The organism is Streptomyces sp. NPDC046727 (assembly GCF_040645635.1).
Lineage (GTDB): Bacteria > Actinomycetota > Actinomycetes > Streptomycetales > Streptomycetaceae > Streptomyces.
Genome location: NZ_JBEYYR010000015.1, coordinates 128,250 through 145,889, shown reverse-complemented (window position 1 = coordinate 145,889; position 17,640 = coordinate 128,250). Strand labels below are relative to the sequence as shown.

Here is a 17,640-nt window from a genome sequence, read left to right as displayed (position 1 = left end):
ATGGTGGGATCGCACGGCTGAAGGGGAACATGCCATGAGCGCCGAGGACCTCGAAAAGTACGAGACCGAGATGGAGCTGAAGCTCTACCGGGAGTACCGAGATGTCGTCGGTCTGTTCAAATACGTGATCGAGACCGAGCGGCGTTTCTACCTCACCAACGACTACGAGATGCAGGTGCACTCGGTCCAGGGCGAGGTGTTCTTCGAGGTGACCATGGCCGACGCCTGGGTCTGGGACATGTACCGGCCGGCTCGCTTCGTCAAGCAGGTCCGCGTACTCACGTTCAAGGACGTGAACATCGAGGAGCTGAACAAGAGCGATCTGGAGCTGCCGGGCGGCTGATGACCTGCGCCTTCGTGAGGCGTCGTGCCGCGTTGCCCCTTCGGGTGACGGAGTTTTCCACAACCGCCGAGTAGTCCACCAAGATCAACATCTGGGGACGGGATGCGTGACGGTTGGCGCCGGAGGTGGTGCCGACATGAACGCACGAGAAGCAATCGGCAAGTACGGCGAGGACCTGGCCGCCCGGCGGCTCGCCCAGGCCGGGATGACGATCCTGGAGCGCAACTGGCGCAGCGGACGGTCCGGCGAGATCGACATCGTGGCGCGGGACGGGGACGCGCTCGTCGTCTGCGAGGTGAAGACCCGCAGGGGCGGGGAGTACGAGCACCCGATGGCCGCGGTGACCCCCGAGAAGGCCGCCAGGCTCCGGGAACTCGCCGAGCACTGGATCCAGGCCCACGGAGGAGCCCCGCCGGGCGGCGTCCGCATCGACCTCGTCGGCGTCCTCCTGCCCCGCCGGGGCGCCCCGTCCGTCGAGCACGCGCGGGGGGTGGCCTGAATGGCATTCGCCCGTACGTGCTCGGTGGCCCTGGTCGGCGTCGAGGGCGTGGTCGTGGAGGTCCAGGCAGATCTCGAACCCGGCGTGGCGGCCTTCACCCTGGTCGGCCTCCCGGACAAGAGCCTGACGGAGAGCCGGGACCGGGTCCGGGCGGCGGTGGTGAACTCGGGCGGCGCGTGGCCGCAGAAGAAGCTCACCGTCGGACTCAGCCCGGCCTCGGTCCCCAAGGCCGGCTCGGGATTCGACCTGGCCGTCGCCTGCGCGGTGCTCGGTGCCGCGGAGCGGATCGATCCACGGGTCCTCGCCGACATCGTCATGATCGGAGAGCTGGGTCTGGACGGCCGGGTGCGGCCGGTCAGGGGCATCCTGCCGGCCGTCCTCGCGGCGGCCGACGCGGGGTACGAGCAGGTGGTCGTACCCGAGTGCGCCGCCGCCGAGGCGTCGCTGGTCCCTGGAGTGTCCGTGCTCGGTGTCCGCAGCCTGCGGCAGCTCATCGCGGTCCTGACCGACGAGCCCGTCCCCGACGAGGCACCGGACGAGCAGGGGCGGCCCGACCCGCTCCTGGCGGGACTGCGGGTCCCGGGCACCGGCGCCGCCACCGGCATGCACAGCACCGGCGCCGCACAGCACGACCACGGTCACGACCTGGCGGACGTGGTGGGCCAGACCTCCGCCCGTACGGCCGTGGAGGTGTCCGCCGCCGGAGGGCACCACCTGTTCCTGGAGGGGCCGCCCGGCGCGGGCAAGACGATGCTCGCCGAACGCCTCCCCGCCGTCCTGCCCCGGCTCACCCGGGAAGAGTCGCTGGAGGTCACGGCGGTGCACTCGGTCGCCGGGCTGCTGCCCCCGGGCAAGCCGCTCATCGACGTCGCCCCCTACTGCGCCCCGCACCACTCCGCCACGATGCAGTCGCTCGTCGGCGGCGGCCCCGGCATCGCCCGGCCCGGCGCGGTGTCCCTCGCCCACCGCGGCGTGCTGTTCCTGGACGAGGCGCCCGAGTTCCACAGCCAGACCCTGGACGCCCTGCGGCAGCCGCTGGAGTCGGGGCACGTCGTGATCGCCCGCAGCGCAGGCGTGGTCCGGTTCCCGGCGAGGTTCCTGATGGTGCTGGCGGCCAACCCCTGCCCCTGCGGACGCTTCTCGCTCCGTGACTCGCTCTGCGAGTGTCCGCCGTCGGCGATCCGGCGCTACCAGTCCCGGCTGTCCGGCCCGCTGCTGGACCGGGTGGATCTGCGCGTCGAGGTCGATCCGGTCACCCGGGCCCAGCTCACCGAGCCGGGCGCCCGCGGGGAGTCCACGGCGACCGTGGCCGACCGGGTGCGACAGGCCCGGGAGCGGTCGGCGGCCCGCCTCGCAGGCACGCCGTGGCGCACCAACAGCGAGGTGCCCGGCCGCGAGCTCCGGAGCCGGTACCACGCCGCCGCCGGGGCGATGGACGAGGCCGAACGCAGTCTGGAGCGGGGCGTGCTCACCGCCCGCGGGATCGACCGGGTCCTGCGGGTCGCCTGGACGGTCGCCGACCTGGTCGGGCACGACCGGCCGGACGCCACCGACGTCGCTCTGGCCCTGCAGCTGCGCACCGGTGTCCCCCGAGGGGTGCCGATGGCCATCGGAGCGCTGACATGACCGGAGAGGAGGACCCCGGGGGCGAGCTGCTCGGACGGGTCTTTCTCGGGCGGGTGATCGAGCCGGGGGACGAGGTCGGCGGCCGGTGGGTGCGGGAGTTCGGGGTGCGGGAGGTGGTGCGGCGGCTGCGGAGCGGCAACGCGGCGCTGCCGGGGGTGAGCGGGACCCGGTGGGCGGGGCTCGTCGCGCGGGCCGGGCGGGCCGAACCGGAGCGGGATCTGGCGGCGGCCCGGGCCGCGGGGGCGCGGTTCGTGTGTCCGGGGGACGGCGAGTGGCCGGGGCAGCTCGATGATCTCGGGGACGCGCGGCCCCTCGGGCTGTGGGTGCGGGGCCGGCCCAGTCTGCGGATGTGGGCGCTCCGCTCCGTGGCCGTGGTCGGCGCCCGCGCCTGCACCGAGTACGGCACCCATGTGGCCGCCACCCTCGCCTCCGGCCTCGCCGAGACCGGCTGGGTCGTCGTCTCGGGCGGTGCGTACGGCATCGACGGCGCCGCCCACCGCGGCGCCCTCGCCGCCCGCGGTGCCACCGTCGCCGTCCTGGCCTGCGGCGTCGACCAGCCCTACCCCCGCGGCCACGCCGCCCTGATCGGCCGGATCGCGGAACAGGGACTGGTGGTGGGCGAGTTGCCGCCGGGGGACCATCCGACACCCAGCCGGTTCATCCTGCGCAATCGCGTCATCGCCGCCCTGACCAGGGGGACCGTCGTCGTGGAGGCCGCCCGCCGCAGCGGCTCGCTGGCCACCGCGCGGGCCGCGCAGCGCCTCGGCCGGTTCACCATGGGCGTCCCCGGCCCGGTCACCAGCGCCCTCTCCGCCGGCGTCCACGACCTGCTGCGCGGGGAGGCCACGCTGGTCACCGACGCCACGGAAGTCGTCGAACTCGTGGGCGACATGGGTGATCTCGCGCCGGCCCGCCGCGGCCCGGTCCTCCCGCGTGACCTGCTGGAACCGGCCGCCCGCACGGTGCTCGCCGCCCTGCCCGGCAACCGTGCGGCCACCGCCGAGGAGATCGCGCTCGACGCGCGCACCACGCGGGACGAGGCGATCGCGAGACTGTACGAACTCCGAGCACTTGGTTACGTCGAACGACACGGCGATGGCTGGAAGTTGACACGCCAGTCGATGATCTCGGTCCGGGGTGGTCGTCGGCCATGCTGACCGACCGTGTTCGGCCGTCCGGGGGAACCCCCGACGCCCTTGGCGTTTCCCGGAGTTGGCGCCTGTGGCCGGTCACGCAGAGCGAGCTGCGGAACGGGGTCATCCGCCCGGCACGAGTGCCCCGCGCAGGGGTGGAGCCTCACTGTTCGCACACCGCGACTCCTCAGTCACGCTACGCTCACGAAGGCGGTGGCGCAGACCGAGCCAACCCGACACCAGACCGACACCTCACCCAGTCAGCCCACTTCAGCGCACGAACCTCACTCCCTCCCACTTCACAGCACTTCACGGCACTTCACGGCAGAACGGCACAAGGCGACGAATGCCCCAGCACACCTCCGGGTCCGACCGGGCGGCGATCCCCCCAGCCGCCCGCGACGGTGGCAGCGTGCGACCGCCCGCCCCCTCGACGCTCGACGAGCTGTGGCGGTCGTACAAGGCGACGGGGGACGACCGGCTGCGGGAGCAGCTCATCCTGCACTACTCGCCGCTGGTCAAGTACGTGGCGGGCCGGGTGAGCGTCGGGCTGCCGCCCAATGTGGAGCAGGCCGACTTCGTCTCCTCCGGAGTGTTCGGGCTGATCGACGCGATCGAGAAGTTCGACATCGACCGGGAGATCAAGTTCGAGACGTACGCGATCACCCGGATCCGCGGCGCGATGATCGACGAACTGCGGGCGCTGGACTGGATCCCCCGCTCGGTCCGGCAGAAGGCGCGGAACGTCGAGCGGGCCTACGCCACCCTGGAGGCGCGGCTGCGGCGGACACCGACGGAAGCGGAGGTCGCCGCCGAGCTGGACATGGAGGTCGACGAACTGCACGCCGTGTTCAGCCAGCTGTCGCTGGCCAACGTGGTCGCCCTGGAGGAGCTGCTGCACGTCGGGGGCGAGGGCGGGGACCGGCTCAGCCTGATGGACACGCTGGAGGACACCGCCGCCGACAACCCGGTGGAGGTGGCCGAGGACCGGGAGCTGCGGCGGTTCCTGGCGCGGGCGATCAACACGCTGCCCGAACGGGAGAAGACCGTGGTCACCCTGTACTACTACGAGGGGCTCACGCTGGCCGAGATCGGCAATGTGCTCGGCGTCACCGAGAGCCGGGTCAGCCAGATCCACACCAAGTCGGTGCTGCAGCTGCGGGCCAAGCTGGCGAGCTTCGGACGCTGATTCCTCCCCCGCCGGACGGCGTATCCGTAAAGTGGTCGACGTGCCAAGGATTCGAGCGGCCTCCGTGGCCGAACACCGTTCGATGCAGCGAGCCGCCCTGCTGGACGCGGCTCGGTCCCTGCTGTCCGAAGGCGGTACCGAAGCGCTGACGTTTCCCGCGCTGGCCGAGCGGACGGGGCTGGCGCGGTCGTCCGTCTACGAGTACTTCCGGTCCCGGGCCGCCGTGGTCGAGGAGCTGTGCGAGGTCGACTTCCCGGTGTGGGCGGCGGAGGTCGCGGCGGCGATGGAGCGTGCCGACTCGGCCGAGGGCAAGGTCGAGGCGTATGTGCGGCAGCAGCTGGCGCTGGTGGGGGACCGGCGGCACCGGGCGGTCGTGGCCATCTCCGCGAGTGAGCTGGACGCCGGGGCGCGCGAGAAGATCCGGGCGGCGCACGGCGGACTGGTCGCGATGATCGCCGAGGCGCTGGCGGAGATGGGGCACGCGGAGCCTCGGCTGGCGGCGATGCTGCTGCAGGGGGTCGTGGACGCGGCGGTGCGGCGGATCGAGCTCGGGGCGGCGGAGGATCCTGCGGCCGTCACCGATGCCGCGGTGGCCATGGCCCTGCGCGGTGTGAAGGGCTGAGCCCGCCCGTGCCGCCCGCGGGGCGGCTGCGCGACCAGCCACGACAGATGCGCGGCAGATGTGCGTGCCAGGCCCCGCGACGCCGGGATGATCCAAACGAGAGGGCCTAAGGCGTGACCGGGAGCAGCCTCGACGGTCCTCTCGCCAGCAGCCAGGGCGGAAGCAGCGACAGCGGGTCCAGATAGGTCTCGCCTCTCAGCAGGCCCCAGTGCACGCATGTCGTACGGCCGCAGTGGGAGCCGGTCGGCTCCACCACCCCCACCACCTGGGCCGCGGCCACCCGGTCCCCCTTCCGCACCGATGGCCGTACCGGCTCGTACGTGGTGCGGAGATCCGTGCCAGCCGGCTCCACCGACACCACGCCTCTGCCCGCGACCCGCCCCGCGAAGGACACCCGGCCGGCCGCCACCGCCCGTACCGGAGCCCCGGCCGGCGCTCCCAGGTCCACGCCCCGGTGCCCCGCCCCGTACACCGTCGCCGGCGGTTCCCAGCCACGGAGGACCGGCGGGCGGGTGCCGACCGGCCAGGCGCGGGCGACGGCCGGGACCGGTGCGGTGGGGGCCGGCGGGGGAGGCGGAGGCGGGGTGCCCGCGCGGGCCGGGGGAGTCAGTGCAGCACCCGCCGACGCCAGCAGCACAGCCGCCCGCAACATCACGTATCGCATGGCGTAAACCGTCCCGCACCCCCGCCGGTCACGGCCGGAGCCTGTGGACAACTCCCCGGTTGTGGAGAGCGGCGTCACCCGGTGGCCCGGCGGTCCCGTACACTTCTTCTGGCGATCCGGGTCACCGGGTCGACTTCGCACGCCCCGGTACGGCTTCCGGCAACGGTTCGTACCAAGCGCCCCTCGGTCCCTCGCGGCACGGCGCATCGCGGGCGTCAGGCGCGACCGCCGTCCGGCGGACGCGGCACAACCGAGAACACCAAGGAGAAACGGCCATGGCCGTCGTCACGATGCGGGAGCTGCTGGAGAGCGGCGTCCACTTCGGTCACCAGACCCGTCGCTGGAACCCGAAGATGAAGCGCTTCATCTTCACCGAGCGCAACGGCATCTACATCATCGACCTGCTCCAGTCGCTGTCGTACATCGACCGCGCCTACGAGTTCGTCAAGGAGACCGTCGCCCACGGCGGCACGGTCATGTTCGTCGGCACGAAGAAGCAGGCGCAGGAGGCCATCGCCGAGCAGGCCACCCGCGTCGGCATGCCCTACGTCAACCAGCGCTGGCTGGGCGGCATGCTCACCAACTTCTCGACCGTCTACAAGCGTCTGCAGCGCCTCAAGGAGCTGGAGCAGATCGACTTCGAGGACGTCGCGTCCTCCGGTCTGACCAAGAAGGAGCTCCTGGTCCTCTCCCGCGAGAAGGCCAAGCTGGAGAAGACCCTCGGTGGTATCCGCGAGATGCAGAAGGTGCCCAGCGCCGTCTGGATCGTGGACACCAAGAAGGAGCACATCGCCGTTGGTGAGGCCCGGAAGCTGAACATTCCGGTCGTCGCGATCCTCGACACCAACTGCGACCCCGACGAGGTCGACTACAAGATCCCGGGCAACGACGACGCGATCCGCTCCGTCACCCTGCTCACCCGTGTGATCGCCGACGCCGTCGCCGAGGGCCTCATCGCCCGCTCCGGCGTCGCCACCGGCGAGAAGGGCGAGAAGGCCGCGGGCGAGCCGCTCGCCGAGTGGGAGCGCGACCTGCTCGAGGGTGAGAAGAAGGACGAGGCTCCGGCCGCCGAGGCCCCCGCCGCCGAGGCCCCCGTCGCCGAGGCCGCCGCTGCCGAGGCCGCTCCGGCCGAGGGCGAGAAGGCCGCCGAGGGCGAGCAGGCCTGACGTCAGCGTTGACGGCGGGGGCGGTACGGCATCCCACCGGGCTTCCGGCGCGGTGAAGTCCGCCCCCGCTGTTCACCCGTAGGTCGGCACGGCGTAGGTGTTCCGCGGAACATGTGGAGCGCACACCGTGCGGATCTGAAGATCTTCCAGACTTCGAGAAAGACTCACAGACTCATGGCGAACTACACCGCCGCCGACGTCAAGAAGCTCCGTGAGCTGACCGGCGCCGGCATGATGGACTGCAAGAAGGCGCTGGACGAGGCCGAGGGCAACGTCGACAAGGCCGTCGAGGCGCTCCGCATCAAGGGCCAGAAGGGCGTCGCCAAGCGCGAGGGCCGCTCCGCCGAGAACGGCGCCGTGGTCTCCATCATCGCCGACGACAACTCCTCCGGTGTCCTGGTCGAGCTGAAGTGCGAGACGGACTTCGTCGCCAAGGGCGAGAAGTTCCAGGCCGTGGCCAACGCCATCGCCGAGCACGTCGCCAAGACGAACCCGGCCGACATCGAGGCCCTGCTGGCCTCCGAGATCGAGCCCGGCAAGACCGTCCAGGCGTTCGTGGACGAGGCCAACGCCAACCTCGGCGAGAAGATCGTCCTGGACCGCTTCGCGCAGTTCGCCGACGGCTTCGTGCTCGCCTACATGCACCGCACCATGCCCGACCTGCCCCCGCAGATCGGTGTCCTGGTCGAGCTGGACAAGCCGAACACCGAGGTCGCCAGGGGCGTCGCCCAGCACATCGCCGCCTTCGCGCCGAAGTTCCTCGCGAAGGAGGACATCCCGGCCGACGTCGTCGAGTCCGAGCGTCGTATCGCCGAGGAGACCACCCGCGCCGAGGGTAAGCCCGAGGCCGCGATCGCCAAGATCGTCGAGGGTCGTCTGAACGGCTTCTTCAAGGACGCCACGCTGCTCGGCCAGCCGTACGCGCTCGACAACAAGAAGTCGGTCCAGAAGGTTCTGGACGAGGCCGGTGTCACCCTGAAGCGCTTCACGCGCATCAAGGTCGGCATCTGAGTCCGTACCGCGATCGACTCCCGACCCACGGGGAAATCCCCCGGGAATTCCCGATAGGGTCGACCGCAGTCGTCCGCGCACACCGCCACACCCGGGCGTGGGGCGGACGGCAGCAGATCTGACGAGGAGGCCATTGCCGCGCATGGGAGCGAAAAGCAACCCCATCGGCAATGGCCTTCTTCGTATGTGCAACACGTGAAAGAGGCGGGATCCCCCATGACCACCAAGGCCCAGAAGAGCGACGACGGCAAAGTACGCGGCCGGTTTCTGCTGAAGCTGTCCGGAGAGGCCTTCTCCGGTGGCGGGGGCCTGGGCGTCGACCCCGACGTGGTGCACAAGATCGCCCGCGAGATCGCGGCCGTCGTGCGCGACGGGGCGCAGATCGCGGTCGTCATCGGCGGCGGCAACTTCTTCCGCGGCGCCGAACTCCAGCAGCGCGGCATGGACCGCGCCCGCTCCGACTACATGGGCATGCTCGGCACCGTGATGAACTGCCTCGCCCTCCAGGACTTCCTGGAGAAGGAGGGCATCCAGTCCCGGGTGCAGACCGCCATCACCATGGGCCAGGTCGCCGAGCCGTACATCCCGCTGCGCGCCGTGCGCCACCTGGAGAAGGGCCGCGTGGTCATCTTCGGCGCCGGTATGGGCATGCCCTACTTCTCCACCGACACCACCGCCGCCCAGCGCGCCCTGGAGATCGACGCCGAGGCGCTGCTCATGGGCAAGAACGGCGTGGACGGGGTCTACGACTCCGACCCCAAGACCAACCCCGACGCCGTCAAGTTCGACGCCCTCGGCTACGGCGAGGTCATCACCCGGGACCTCAAGGTCGCCGACGCCACCGCCATCACGCTGTGCCGCGACAACAAGCTCCCGATCCTCGTCTTCGAGCTTCTGGCGGAGGGCAATATCGCCCGCGCCGTCAAGGGTGAGAAGATCGGCACGCTGGTGGGTGACCAGGGCAGCCGGAACTGACCGGCACACCCCGCACCCGGGTAAGACACCTGTCCGAGGGACGGACGGGACGCACCCTGGCCGGGGGATGGACAATGTCCTGCCGGTCGGGAACCGTGCAGGAAGAAGACGCGACGCAGCCGGCCGCCGCCCCGACGAGGAACCGCAGCCGGGCCTCACTCAAGACACGCAGGAGCAAGTGGTGATCGAAGAGACCCTCCTCGAAGCCGAGGAGAAGATGGAGAAGGCCGTCGTGGTCGCCAAGGAGGACTTCGCCGCGATCCGCACCGGCCGTGCGCACCCGGCGATGTTCAACAAGATCGTGGCCGACTACTACGGTGCCCTGACGCCGATCAACCAGCTGGCCTCGTTCTCCGTGCCGGAGCCGCGCATGGCGGTCGTGACCCCGTTCGACAAGTCCGCGCTGCGCAACATCGAGCAGGCGATCCGCGACTCCGACCTGGGCGTCAACCCCAGCAACGACGGCAACATCATCCGAGTGGTGTTCCCCGAGCTGACCGAGGAGCGCCGCCGCGAGTACATCAAGGTCGCGAAGGCCAAGGGCGAGGACTCGAAGGTCTCGATCCGTTCCGTGCGCCGCAAGGCCAAGGACGCCATCGACAAGCTGATCAAGGACGGCGAGGTCGGCGAGGACGAGGGCCGCCGTGCGGAGAAGGACCTCGACGACCTGACGGCGAAGTACGTCGCCCAGGTCGACGAGCTTCTCAAGCACAAGGAAGCGGAGCTGCTCGAAGTCTGATGAGCGACTCTTCCTGGGGCGCGCCGCCACCGGCGGGGCAGGCCGGCTACTGGGGGTCCACCGCGGGCGGGCCTGTCCAGGGGGCCGCCCCGGCGGGTCCCGCGTACGATGCGCCTGAGGCGCAGCAGACTCGCCCCATGCCCATCGTGCCCGACGGACCCGCGTACGGCGGAGACCAGGACGACGATCGGGGGGCCGCTCGGCTGAGCGGCCCCTTGTTCCAAGACGAGACGTTCCAGGCCCGGGAACTCCCGGCCGAGACCCAGAACCCGGAGCCCATGCCCGACGCCCCGCAGCCGGCGCCAGCGCCGCAGAAGAAGAGCGCGGGCCGTGACCTGAGCGCGGCCATAGGTGTCGGTGTCGGGCTCGGTGTGGTGATCGTCGCGTCCCTGTTCATCAAGAAGGCCGTCTTCGTCGGCGTGATCGCGGTCGCCGTCGTCGTCGGTCTGTGGGAGCTGACCAGCAGGCTCCAGGAGCGCAAGGGCATCAAGGCTCCGCTCGTGCCGCTCGCGGTCGGCGGTGCGGCGATGGTCGTCGCCGGCTATGTGCGCGGCGCCGAGGGCGCGTGGGTCGCCATGGCCCTCACCGCGCTGGCCGTGCTGGTCTGGCGGATGACGGAACCGCCGGAGGGCTACCTCAAGGACGTCACGGCCGGCGTCTTCGCGGCGTTCTACGTGCCGTTCCTGGCCACGTTCGTCGCGCTGATGCTCACCGCCGCCGACGGACCCTGGCGGGTCCTGACCTTCCTGCTCCTCACCGTCGTCAGCGACACCGGCGCGTACGCGGTCGGCTGGCGCTTCGGCAAGCACAGGCTCGCCCCGCGCATCAGCCCCGGCAAGACCCGTGAGGGCCTGCTGGGCGCGGTGCTGTTCGCGATGGTCGCGGGCGCGCTGTGCATGCAGTTCCTGATCGACGACGGCGCCTGGTGGCAGGGCCTGCTGCTGGGCCTCGCGGTCGCGGCCAGCGCCACGCTGGGCGACCTCGGCGAATCCATGATCAAGCGGGACCTGGGCATCAAGGACATGGGCACCTTGCTTCCCGGGCACGGCGGCATCATGGACCGACTGGACTCGCTGCTGCCCACGGCACCCGTGGTGTGGCTGCTGATGGTGGTCTTCGTCGGCAGCAGCTGACGCAGAACGCGGTACGGCTCTACGGCCCCCGTCCTGATCGCAGGGCGGGGGCCGTCGTCGTGCCCGGGATCCGGGACCGCACGAGGAGACCGGCCCCCGGATGCCGCAGCACAAATCGGCGGCCGAAGCCCGTGCGCGGCAGACTCCCTCACAGGACGGCCTGTCCCCGCCGCCCGGCGAAGCAGCAGGGAGTACGCCCGATGCCCCTCGACCCGACCACCACCCCCGCCTCGGCCCCGCTCGATCCGACAGCCGCCCCTGCCTCTGCCCCGCTCGACCCGGCCCCGGCCCCGCTCGCCCCGCCACCCCCGCCCGTGCGGTTCTGGCCCGTGGATGATCTGCCCGCGCTCGACCCCGACCCGTTCCTGGACGAGCTGTTGCGTGAGGAGCCGGTCAGCCGGATCAGGCTGCCGTACGGCGACGGGTACGCCTGGCTGGTCACGAGGTACGAGGATGTCCGCCTCGTCACCGCCGATCCGCGCTTCTCGCGGGCCCGGGTCGTCGGCCGGGACGTCACCACCATGCGCCCGGTGCCGGTGGCCTCGCAGACGGCGGGCCTGCAGTACATCGATCCGCCCCGGCACAGCCTGCTGCGCCGGGTGGTGGCCCGCGCGTTCACCGGGGAGAGCATGCGGCGGCTGCGCCCGCTCGCCGAGCGCCGGGCCGCCGAACTGCTCGACGGGATGGCACGCGCCGGCGCACCGGCCGACCTCATGGAACATCTGCACGGCCCCTTCCCGATCGCCGTGATCCGCGACTTCCTCGGCGTGGAGGAGAGGGACTGGCACCGCTGGGCGGAGACGGGCGAGGCCCTGCTGTCCGCGGGAGCCGGGTCCGAGGAGCGCGCGAAGGAGGCCGCGCGGGCCACCCGGGCCCGGATCGTCGAACTGCTCCGGCGCCGCCGCGAGGAACCCCGCGAGGACCTGGCCGGAGTGCTGGCGCGGTCGGCCGCGGCGGGCGAGATCACCGACGACGAGGCGATCTCCCTCGCCATCGCCGTCAAGGTCAGCGGCGGCCACGCGGTCCGCAACAACAGCGGTTCGATGATGTACGCGCTGCTCACGCACCCGGACCGGCTGGACCGGCTGCGCCGCGAGCCGGAGCTGCTGCCCCGAGCCGTGGAGGAGCTGTTCCGCTACGTCCCGCACCGCAACGGCGTCGGCATCCCCCGCGTCGCCACCGAGGACGTCGAGGTCGGCGGCCGACTGATCCGCGCCGGTGACGTGGTCTACAACGCGTACGTCGCCGCCAACCGCGACCCCGAGGTGTTCCCCGACCCGGACGCCCTGGACTTCGACCGCGAGAACCGCGCCCACCTGGCCTTCGGCCACGGCCCGCACCACTGCCTGGCCGCTGGCATGGCCCGTATGGAGGCGGAGGTCATGATCGGCTCCGTACTGGCCCGGTTCCCCGGCATCCGGCTGGCCGTGCCCGCCGAGGAGGTCGAGTTCCAGCGCCAGGGCCTGATCCGCGGGCCGCGGACCCTGCCCGTGACCTGGTGACGGACCTGGCGGAACCGCTCACGTACGTGCGGCGTCGTGGGGAACATGATCTTTCTACTGCTGGGCGTCCTGGCGCTCGTCGTCGGCGGATGCGTCTGTGTGGTGTGGGCGGAGCGCGGCGGGCCGCGCTGGGCCCGCGTCGTGGCGATCCTGACGCTCGCGCTGGGCGACGCGGTGAGCAGCTCCGGGAAGAAGAAGCGGCGCGGAAGCTGGGGCGGGAGCAGCAGCATGGACAGCGACGACGACTAGGCCCGGCCGGGCGAGCGACGGATCATCAGGCCAGGTCGAACGCCTTCGCGCCCGACAGCACCGGAACGACCTGGTACCTGCCGTCTCCTGCGCCGCAGGTGGGACGGGTGTCGGCGGTGGCGGAGACGTTGGTCCCCGCCAGGAAGCGTCCGTCGCCGCTGGGCACCACCGTCGAGAAGTGGTTGGCGGCCCCGTCCCAGTAGTACATGCACTGGTGCAGGTTCACGTACCGCCCCGTGGTCAGGTCGAGAGTCCTGACGCCCGACAGGACGGGGACGAGCTGGTAGTTGCCGTCTCCCGCGCCGCAGGTGGGACGGGTGTCGGCGGTGTCGGAGACGTTGGTCCCCGCCAGGAAGCGTCCGTCGCTGCTGGGCACCACCGTCGAGAAGTGGTTGGTGGCCGCATCCGAGTAGTACATGCACTGGTGCACGTTCAGATAGCGCCCGGCCCGCAGGTCGAGAGCCTTGACTCCGGACAGCACCGGCACGAGGCCGTAGTTGCCGTCTCCCGCGCCGCAGGTCGGCCGGCTGTCGGCGGTGGCGGACACGTTGCTGCCCGCCAGGAAGCGTCCGTCGCTGCTCGGCACCACCGTGGTGAAGTGGTTGGTCGCCGAGCCCGAGTAGTACAGGCACTGGTGCAGGTTGAGGTACCCGGCGGCTGCTCGCTCGGGTCCACGGGCGTGGGCCGTGGCCGGTGCGAGCAATACGGCCGCGGCGCTCACAGTGGCCGCGAGGGCAGCGAGCCACGCCTTGGGACGAATCTTCTGGCGCACGATGTGTTCCCCCTTTCCGGTGCTCCTTCCGATGAGGAGCAGGCAAAGCAGAGCACGGAGACGGGCGGATTGACGGGTATCCGTCATTCAATCCACCCGAAGGTGGGGCATCCGCACGCTCTTCAGGCCACCCATGTGGATCTGCGCCACTGGTAAGGCCATGCCCAAGCCCGGAGAACTGGCGGTAGTCGGGCAGCAACAAGCCCCCTACCAGCGCGTTCGGCGCGGATAGGGGGCCGAGGCGTAGAAGTGCCTCAGGGCATGCATGCCGTGTTCACGAGCGGACCGGTACTTACAGTGCCTCCGGCGGGGGATCTACAGTCGCACGCTCCACCTGGACGCCAGGAACCACGCCCGCTCCACGGCGGACGCCAGAGCCGCCCTGGGCCCGTGTTCCGTCATGCGGTGAGCAGGCGGTTGAAGAACGAACGGTAGTGCTGGAGGGCCCTACGCAGATCTTCGGTGTCCGCCTCCTCGCCCCGGTTCCACTGGCCTTCCAGCTCGTGCTTCTGCTCGGAGAACGTCTCGGCGAGCTGCTGCATGACGTCGGCGACCAGGGAGTCGGCCGTGTGTACGGCGTCCTGGGGGTCGTCGATGAACTCGTTCTGGATCTCCTGCCACCGCTCCCGGAGATGCTCCTCTTCCTCCGGCGCGAGGAGGTGAAGACTCTCGTCGTCCGGTACTGCGGCAGCCTCACGCCCCTGCCCTTCGGCAGTCTCTTGAGGCGGGGCTGTGCTCTCGCCGGGGTAGACAGGCGCTTCGGACTGCGCCCGCGGTTCACCCCTGCTGCCGGCGCGGGGCTGGGCCAGGTCTTCGGTGGACAGTCCCCTCTCGGGGCCCGGCGCGTGTTCGCGTTCCATGTCTCCTCCATCCCTTCGTCCTTCAAGATCTGTCGGCATGCGGTGGTGAGCGGGTTCAGGCCCGGGCGTGGCGAGGCTGACCACCGTCGGAGAGCAGTTCGTCGAAGAGCTCGCGGTAGTGCACCATGGCGCCGCGCAGTTGCTCGGTCGTGGCCTTGTGCTGGACGCTGAGTGCGTCGATCTCGTGTGCGGCCCGATAGTGCTCCAGCGTGCGGCCATGCTCGACTGAAAGATCCTTCACGCGCTGCTCGAATTCCCCGGTCGGGTAGCCGCGCTCGTGCATCAGAGAGGTGACCAGACGGTCGGCGTCATGCACGGCATCGTTGGGCCGGTCCACGAACTCGTCCTGCACGCTGGTCCAGTCCCGGGCGTACCGTTCCCGCACGCTGCTGGACAGCGGCTTGATGTCGAGAGAGTCATGGCGCCTCTCCCGCGCACTGAGCTCACGCTCGGCGGCCAATCTGTTGTCAGCGCCCTCGACTGTTCGTTCGTACTCGGGGCCGAAGCGTTCGCGTAGGTGGCGGCGGCGCATGTACAAGAAGGCTGCCGTGGCGACGAGAGCGATCACCACTACGACGGGGATGATAATTGCCAGAAGTGTCCCTGTTGACATTGCGGTCGAGCCCCCTTGATCTGCCCGTTATGCACCACTTGGTACCCGTATGCCCCTGGTGTTGCGGCCAAAACGGGGTTCAGCGCGCCACCCAACGGCGGCAGCGGCCCATCCGATCGAGGGCAGGTCGTGTCGAGTCCCTCGCCCGACGACGAGCATGAGCGGCCCCAGCAACAGACTGCCCTCGACGTGGATGCCGAGGAGCGGCATCGTCCCGCCGACAACCCGATCTGCTGCCCGCCTGAGCCGGCGGCGCCGGTTCTGCCTACCCTCGATACAGGGGGTGACCAACCCGGAAAAGGACCGCCATGGACCTCCAGCTCAAGGGCAGGGTCGCCGTCGTCACCGGAGCGAGCAAGGGCATCGGCCTCGCCATCGCCGATGCGTTCGCCCGTGAAAGCGCACATGTCACCGTCGGCAGCCGGAGCATTACTCCCGAGCTCAAAGGGCTCCACGAGAAGTACGGCGTCACAGCAGTCCCGGTCGACCTGTCCACCGCAGACGGACCGGGCGCACTCGTCCGACACGCGGTGGACCAGTACGGCAGGGTCGACGTCCTGGTCAACAATGTGGGTACCGCGACGCCCCGTCCGAGCTTCCTGGACATCGACGACGCCGAGTGGCAACGGATCTTCGACATGACCCTGTTCAGCGCGGTCCGGGCCAGCCGCGCTGCGCTTCCTCACCTGCTGGCCGTGGACGGGGGTTCCATCATCAACATCAGCTCCATCAACGCGCGTCTACCCTTCCCCATGGTCGTGGACTACTCCGCGGCCAAGGCCGGGCTGAGCAGCCTGACAAAGTCGCTGTCCGAGGAGTTCGCACCGCGAGGCGTCCGGGTCAACGCGATCGCCCCGGGGCCGGTTCGCACTCCCTTCTGGACCGCGCCGGGCGGCTTCGCCGATGCCACGGCAGCCCAGGCCGGCACCACCGCGCAGGAAGCCATCGATGCGGTCGTGCCGCAGAGCATGGGCATCTCCACAGGACGCGTCACCGAAGCTCACGAAGTCGCCGATCTGGCTCTCTTCCTCGCCTCCCCGCTCGCCGGCAACATCACAGGAGCCGAGTTCACCATCGATGGCGGCCAGGTCAAGACATTGTGATCTCTTGCCCCTGCCTGCACACCCGGTTGCCGAGCGCCGGGCGGTAGGGATCGAAAGATGGCGCCGTGACCTGGTCCTACAGGGTGACGACCACCGATGACAGTCGTCCGGAGCGACAGCTCCAGGTCACCCATGTGGATCTGCGACACTGGTACAGCCATGCCTAAGCCCGGAGAACTCACTTTCGTCGCCCCGCGCGGAGCCAAGAAGCCGCCGCGGCATCTCGCCGACCTCACGCCCGCCGAGCGCAAGGACGCGGTGGCCGGGATCGGTGAGAAGCCGTTCCGTGCCAAGCAGCTCTCGCAGCACTACTTCGCGCGGTACGCGCACGACCCGGAGCAGTGGACCGACATTCCCGCCGGTTCGCGTGCCAAGCTCCAGGAAGCCCTGTTCCCGGAGCTGATGACCGTCGTCCGGCATCTGTCCACCGACGAGGGGACCACCCGCAAGACGCTGTGGCGGCTGTTCGACGGCACGCTGGTCGAGTCCGTGCTGATGCGGTATCCGGACCGGGTCACCATGTGCATCAGCTCGCAGGCCGGATGCGGGATGAACTGCCCGTTCTGCGCGACCGGGCAGGCGGGGCTGGACCGGAATCTGTCCACCGCCGAGATCGTCCACCAGATCGTCGACGGCATGCGGGCCCTGCGGGACGGCGAGGTGCCGGGCGGGCCCGCGCGACTGTCCAACATCGTCTTCATGGGCATGGGCGAGCCGCTCGCCAACTACAACCGGGTCGTGGGTGCCATCCGGGCCCTCACCGATCCCGCGCCCGACGGCCTCGGGCTCTCGCAGCGAGGGATCACGGTCTCGACCGTCGGGCTCGTGCCGGCCATCCACCGGTTCGCCGACGAGGGCTTCAAGTGCCGGCTCGCGATCTCCCTGCACGCCCCCGACGACGAGCTGCGCGACACCCTCGTCCCCGTGAACACGCGGTGGAAGGTGCGCGAGGTGCTGGACGCCGGGTTCGAGTACACCGAGAAGAGCGGTCGCCGGCTGTCCATCGAGTACGCGCTCATCCGGGACATCAACGACCAGGCGTGGCGGGGGGACCGGCTCGGGCGGCTGCTCAAGGGCAAGCCCGTGCACGTCAACCTCATTCCGCTGAACCCGACTCCGGGGTCCAAGTGGACCGCGTCGCGGCCCGAGGACGAGAAGGCGTTCGTCGAGGCCATCGCCGCGCACGGGGTGCCCGTCACCATCCGGGACACCCGCGGTCAGGAGATCGACGGAGCCTGCGGTCAGCTCGCGGCCACCGAGCGGTAATCTGACCGGGTCCACATATCTTCATATTCCGACAGGGGAGCGCCACAGCGCTGAGAGTGCGGCGGACAGGGCCGCAGACCCTCTGAACCTCGCCCAGGTCATTCTGGGTAGGAAGTTCGGTCATCACTCATGCTGTTGCGCCCTGCCCGGGTCCGTCCCGGGCAGGGCCGCGTTC

19 protein-coding genes and 1 riboswitch are annotated in these 17,640 nt (G+C 70.4%); of the genes, 15 read left to right on the top strand and 4 right to left on the bottom strand.

Annotated features, from left to right (window positions below; genetic code table 11):
- The first annotated feature begins 34 nt into the window (after positions 1-34).
- The 6 genes from ABZ937_RS20535 (at position 35) to ABZ937_RS20510 (ending at position 5,412) form a co-directional block, all read left to right on the top strand.
- Positions 35-343, top strand: a complete 309-nt coding sequence (locus tag ABZ937_RS20535) for a DUF2469 domain-containing protein (RefSeq protein ID WP_014675276.1) — start codon at positions 35-37, stop codon at positions 341-343.
- Between the two features lie 106 nt (positions 344-449).
- On the top strand, positions 450-842 hold the full coding sequence (locus ABZ937_RS20530) for a YraN family protein (RefSeq protein ID WP_361693764.1): 393 nt from the start codon (positions 450-452) through the stop codon (positions 840-842).
- A complete protein-coding gene (locus tag ABZ937_RS20525) occupies positions 843-2,468 on the top strand; it encodes a YifB family Mg chelatase-like AAA ATPase (protein WP_361693762.1) in 1,626 nt (541 codons plus the stop codon).
- Positions 2,465-3,625 carry a DNA-processing protein DprA gene (gene dprA / locus ABZ937_RS20520; protein WP_361693760.1) on the top strand — a complete coding sequence of 387 codons (1,161 nt, stop codon included), beginning with the start codon at positions 2,465-2,467 and terminating at the stop codon, positions 3,623-3,625. The genes ABZ937_RS20525 and dprA overlap by 4 nt, the downstream gene beginning before the upstream one ends.
- 322 nt (positions 3,626-3,947) lie before the next feature.
- Complete coding sequence (gene whiG / locus ABZ937_RS20515) at positions 3,948-4,790, top strand: RNA polymerase sigma factor WhiG (protein ID WP_361693758.1); 843 nt, start codon at positions 3,948-3,950, stop codon at positions 4,788-4,790.
- Positions 4,791-4,854: 64 nt separating this feature from the next.
- Positions 4,855-5,412, top strand: coding sequence for a helix-turn-helix domain-containing protein (locus tag ABZ937_RS20510; protein ID WP_361693850.1), 558 nt, complete (start codon positions 4,855-4,857; stop codon positions 5,410-5,412).
- Positions 5,413-5,518: 106 nt separating this feature from the next.
- Here the strand turns inward: ABZ937_RS20510 and ABZ937_RS20505 are convergent, their stop codons facing one another.
- Positions 5,519-6,076 (bottom strand): M23 family metallopeptidase, encoded by a 558-nt coding sequence (locus tag ABZ937_RS20505; protein WP_361693756.1) that lies wholly within the window; start codon positions 6,074-6,076, stop codon positions 5,519-5,521.
- Between the two features lie 275 nt (positions 6,077-6,351).
- Between ABZ937_RS20505 and rpsB the strand changes: the two genes are divergently transcribed.
- The 7 genes from rpsB to ABZ937_RS20470 all read left to right on the top strand — a co-directional run bounded on the left by rpsB (position 6,352) and on the right by ABZ937_RS20470 (position 12,851).
- Positions 6,352-7,242 carry a 30S ribosomal protein S2 gene (gene rpsB / locus ABZ937_RS20500; RefSeq protein WP_361693754.1) on the top strand — a complete coding sequence of 297 codons (891 nt, stop codon included), beginning with the start codon at positions 6,352-6,354 and terminating at the stop codon, positions 7,240-7,242.
- 174 nt (positions 7,243-7,416) lie between these two features.
- Positions 7,417-8,253 (top strand): translation elongation factor Ts, encoded by an 837-nt coding sequence (gene tsf / locus ABZ937_RS20495; RefSeq protein ID WP_361693752.1) that lies wholly within the window; start codon positions 7,417-7,419, stop codon positions 8,251-8,253.
- Between the two features lie 216 nt (positions 8,254-8,469).
- Positions 8,470-9,228 carry a UMP kinase gene (gene pyrH, locus ABZ937_RS20490; RefSeq protein ID WP_361693750.1) on the top strand — a complete coding sequence of 253 codons (759 nt, stop codon included), beginning with the start codon at positions 8,470-8,472 and terminating at the stop codon, positions 9,226-9,228.
- Positions 9,229-9,409: 181 nt separating this feature from the next.
- Positions 9,410-9,967: a ribosome recycling factor gene (gene frr, locus ABZ937_RS20485; protein WP_361693748.1), complete on the top strand. Its 558-nt coding sequence runs from the start codon at positions 9,410-9,412 to the stop codon at positions 9,965-9,967.
- Positions 9,967-11,100, top strand: coding sequence for a phosphatidate cytidylyltransferase (locus tag ABZ937_RS20480; protein ID WP_361693746.1), 1,134 nt, complete (start codon positions 9,967-9,969; stop codon positions 11,098-11,100). The genes frr and ABZ937_RS20480 overlap by 1 nt, the downstream gene beginning before the upstream one ends.
- 200 nt (positions 11,101-11,300) lie before the next feature.
- Complete coding sequence (locus ABZ937_RS20475) at positions 11,301-12,602, top strand: cytochrome P450 (protein WP_361693744.1); 1,302 nt, start codon at positions 11,301-11,303, stop codon at positions 12,600-12,602.
- Between the two features lie 45 nt (positions 12,603-12,647).
- Entirely contained in the window at positions 12,648-12,851 is a 204-nt protein-coding gene (locus ABZ937_RS20470; RefSeq protein WP_361693742.1) for a hypothetical protein, read from the top strand.
- Between the two features lie 25 nt (positions 12,852-12,876).
- On the opposite strand, the gene ABZ937_RS20465 is transcribed toward ABZ937_RS20470, so the two are convergent.
- From ABZ937_RS20465 to ABZ937_RS20455, 3 genes are all read right to left on the bottom strand, one after another.
- Positions 12,877-13,623 (bottom strand): hypothetical protein, encoded by a 747-nt coding sequence (locus tag ABZ937_RS20465; protein ID WP_361693740.1) that lies wholly within the window; start codon positions 13,621-13,623, stop codon positions 12,877-12,879.
- A 398-nt stretch (positions 13,624-14,021) separates the two neighbouring features.
- Positions 14,022-14,483: a YtxH domain-containing protein gene (locus ABZ937_RS20460; RefSeq protein ID WP_361693738.1), complete on the bottom strand. Its 462-nt coding sequence runs from the start codon at positions 14,481-14,483 to the stop codon at positions 14,022-14,024.
- 55 nt (positions 14,484-14,538) lie between these two features.
- Positions 14,539-15,096: a hypothetical protein gene (locus ABZ937_RS20455; protein WP_361693736.1), complete on the bottom strand. Its 558-nt coding sequence runs from the start codon at positions 15,094-15,096 to the stop codon at positions 14,539-14,541.
- Positions 15,097-15,404: 308 nt separating this feature from the next.
- On the opposite strand from ABZ937_RS20455, the gene ABZ937_RS20450 reads away from it, so the two are divergent.
- Together ABZ937_RS20450 and rlmN are read left to right on the top strand one after the other, a co-directional pair.
- Positions 15,405-16,199, top strand: a complete 795-nt coding sequence (locus ABZ937_RS20450; RefSeq protein ID WP_361693734.1) for an oxidoreductase — start codon at positions 15,405-15,407, stop codon at positions 16,197-16,199.
- A 159-nt stretch (positions 16,200-16,358) separates the two neighbouring features.
- Complete coding sequence (gene rlmN, locus ABZ937_RS20445; RefSeq protein ID WP_361693732.1) at positions 16,359-17,465, top strand: 23S rRNA (adenine(2503)-C(2))-methyltransferase RlmN; 1,107 nt, start codon at positions 16,359-16,361, stop codon at positions 17,463-17,465.
- Positions 17,466-17,488: 23 nt separating this feature from the next.
- Positions 17,489-17,597, top strand: a riboswitch (TPP riboswitch).
- Positions 17,598-17,640 lie beyond the last annotated feature (43 nt).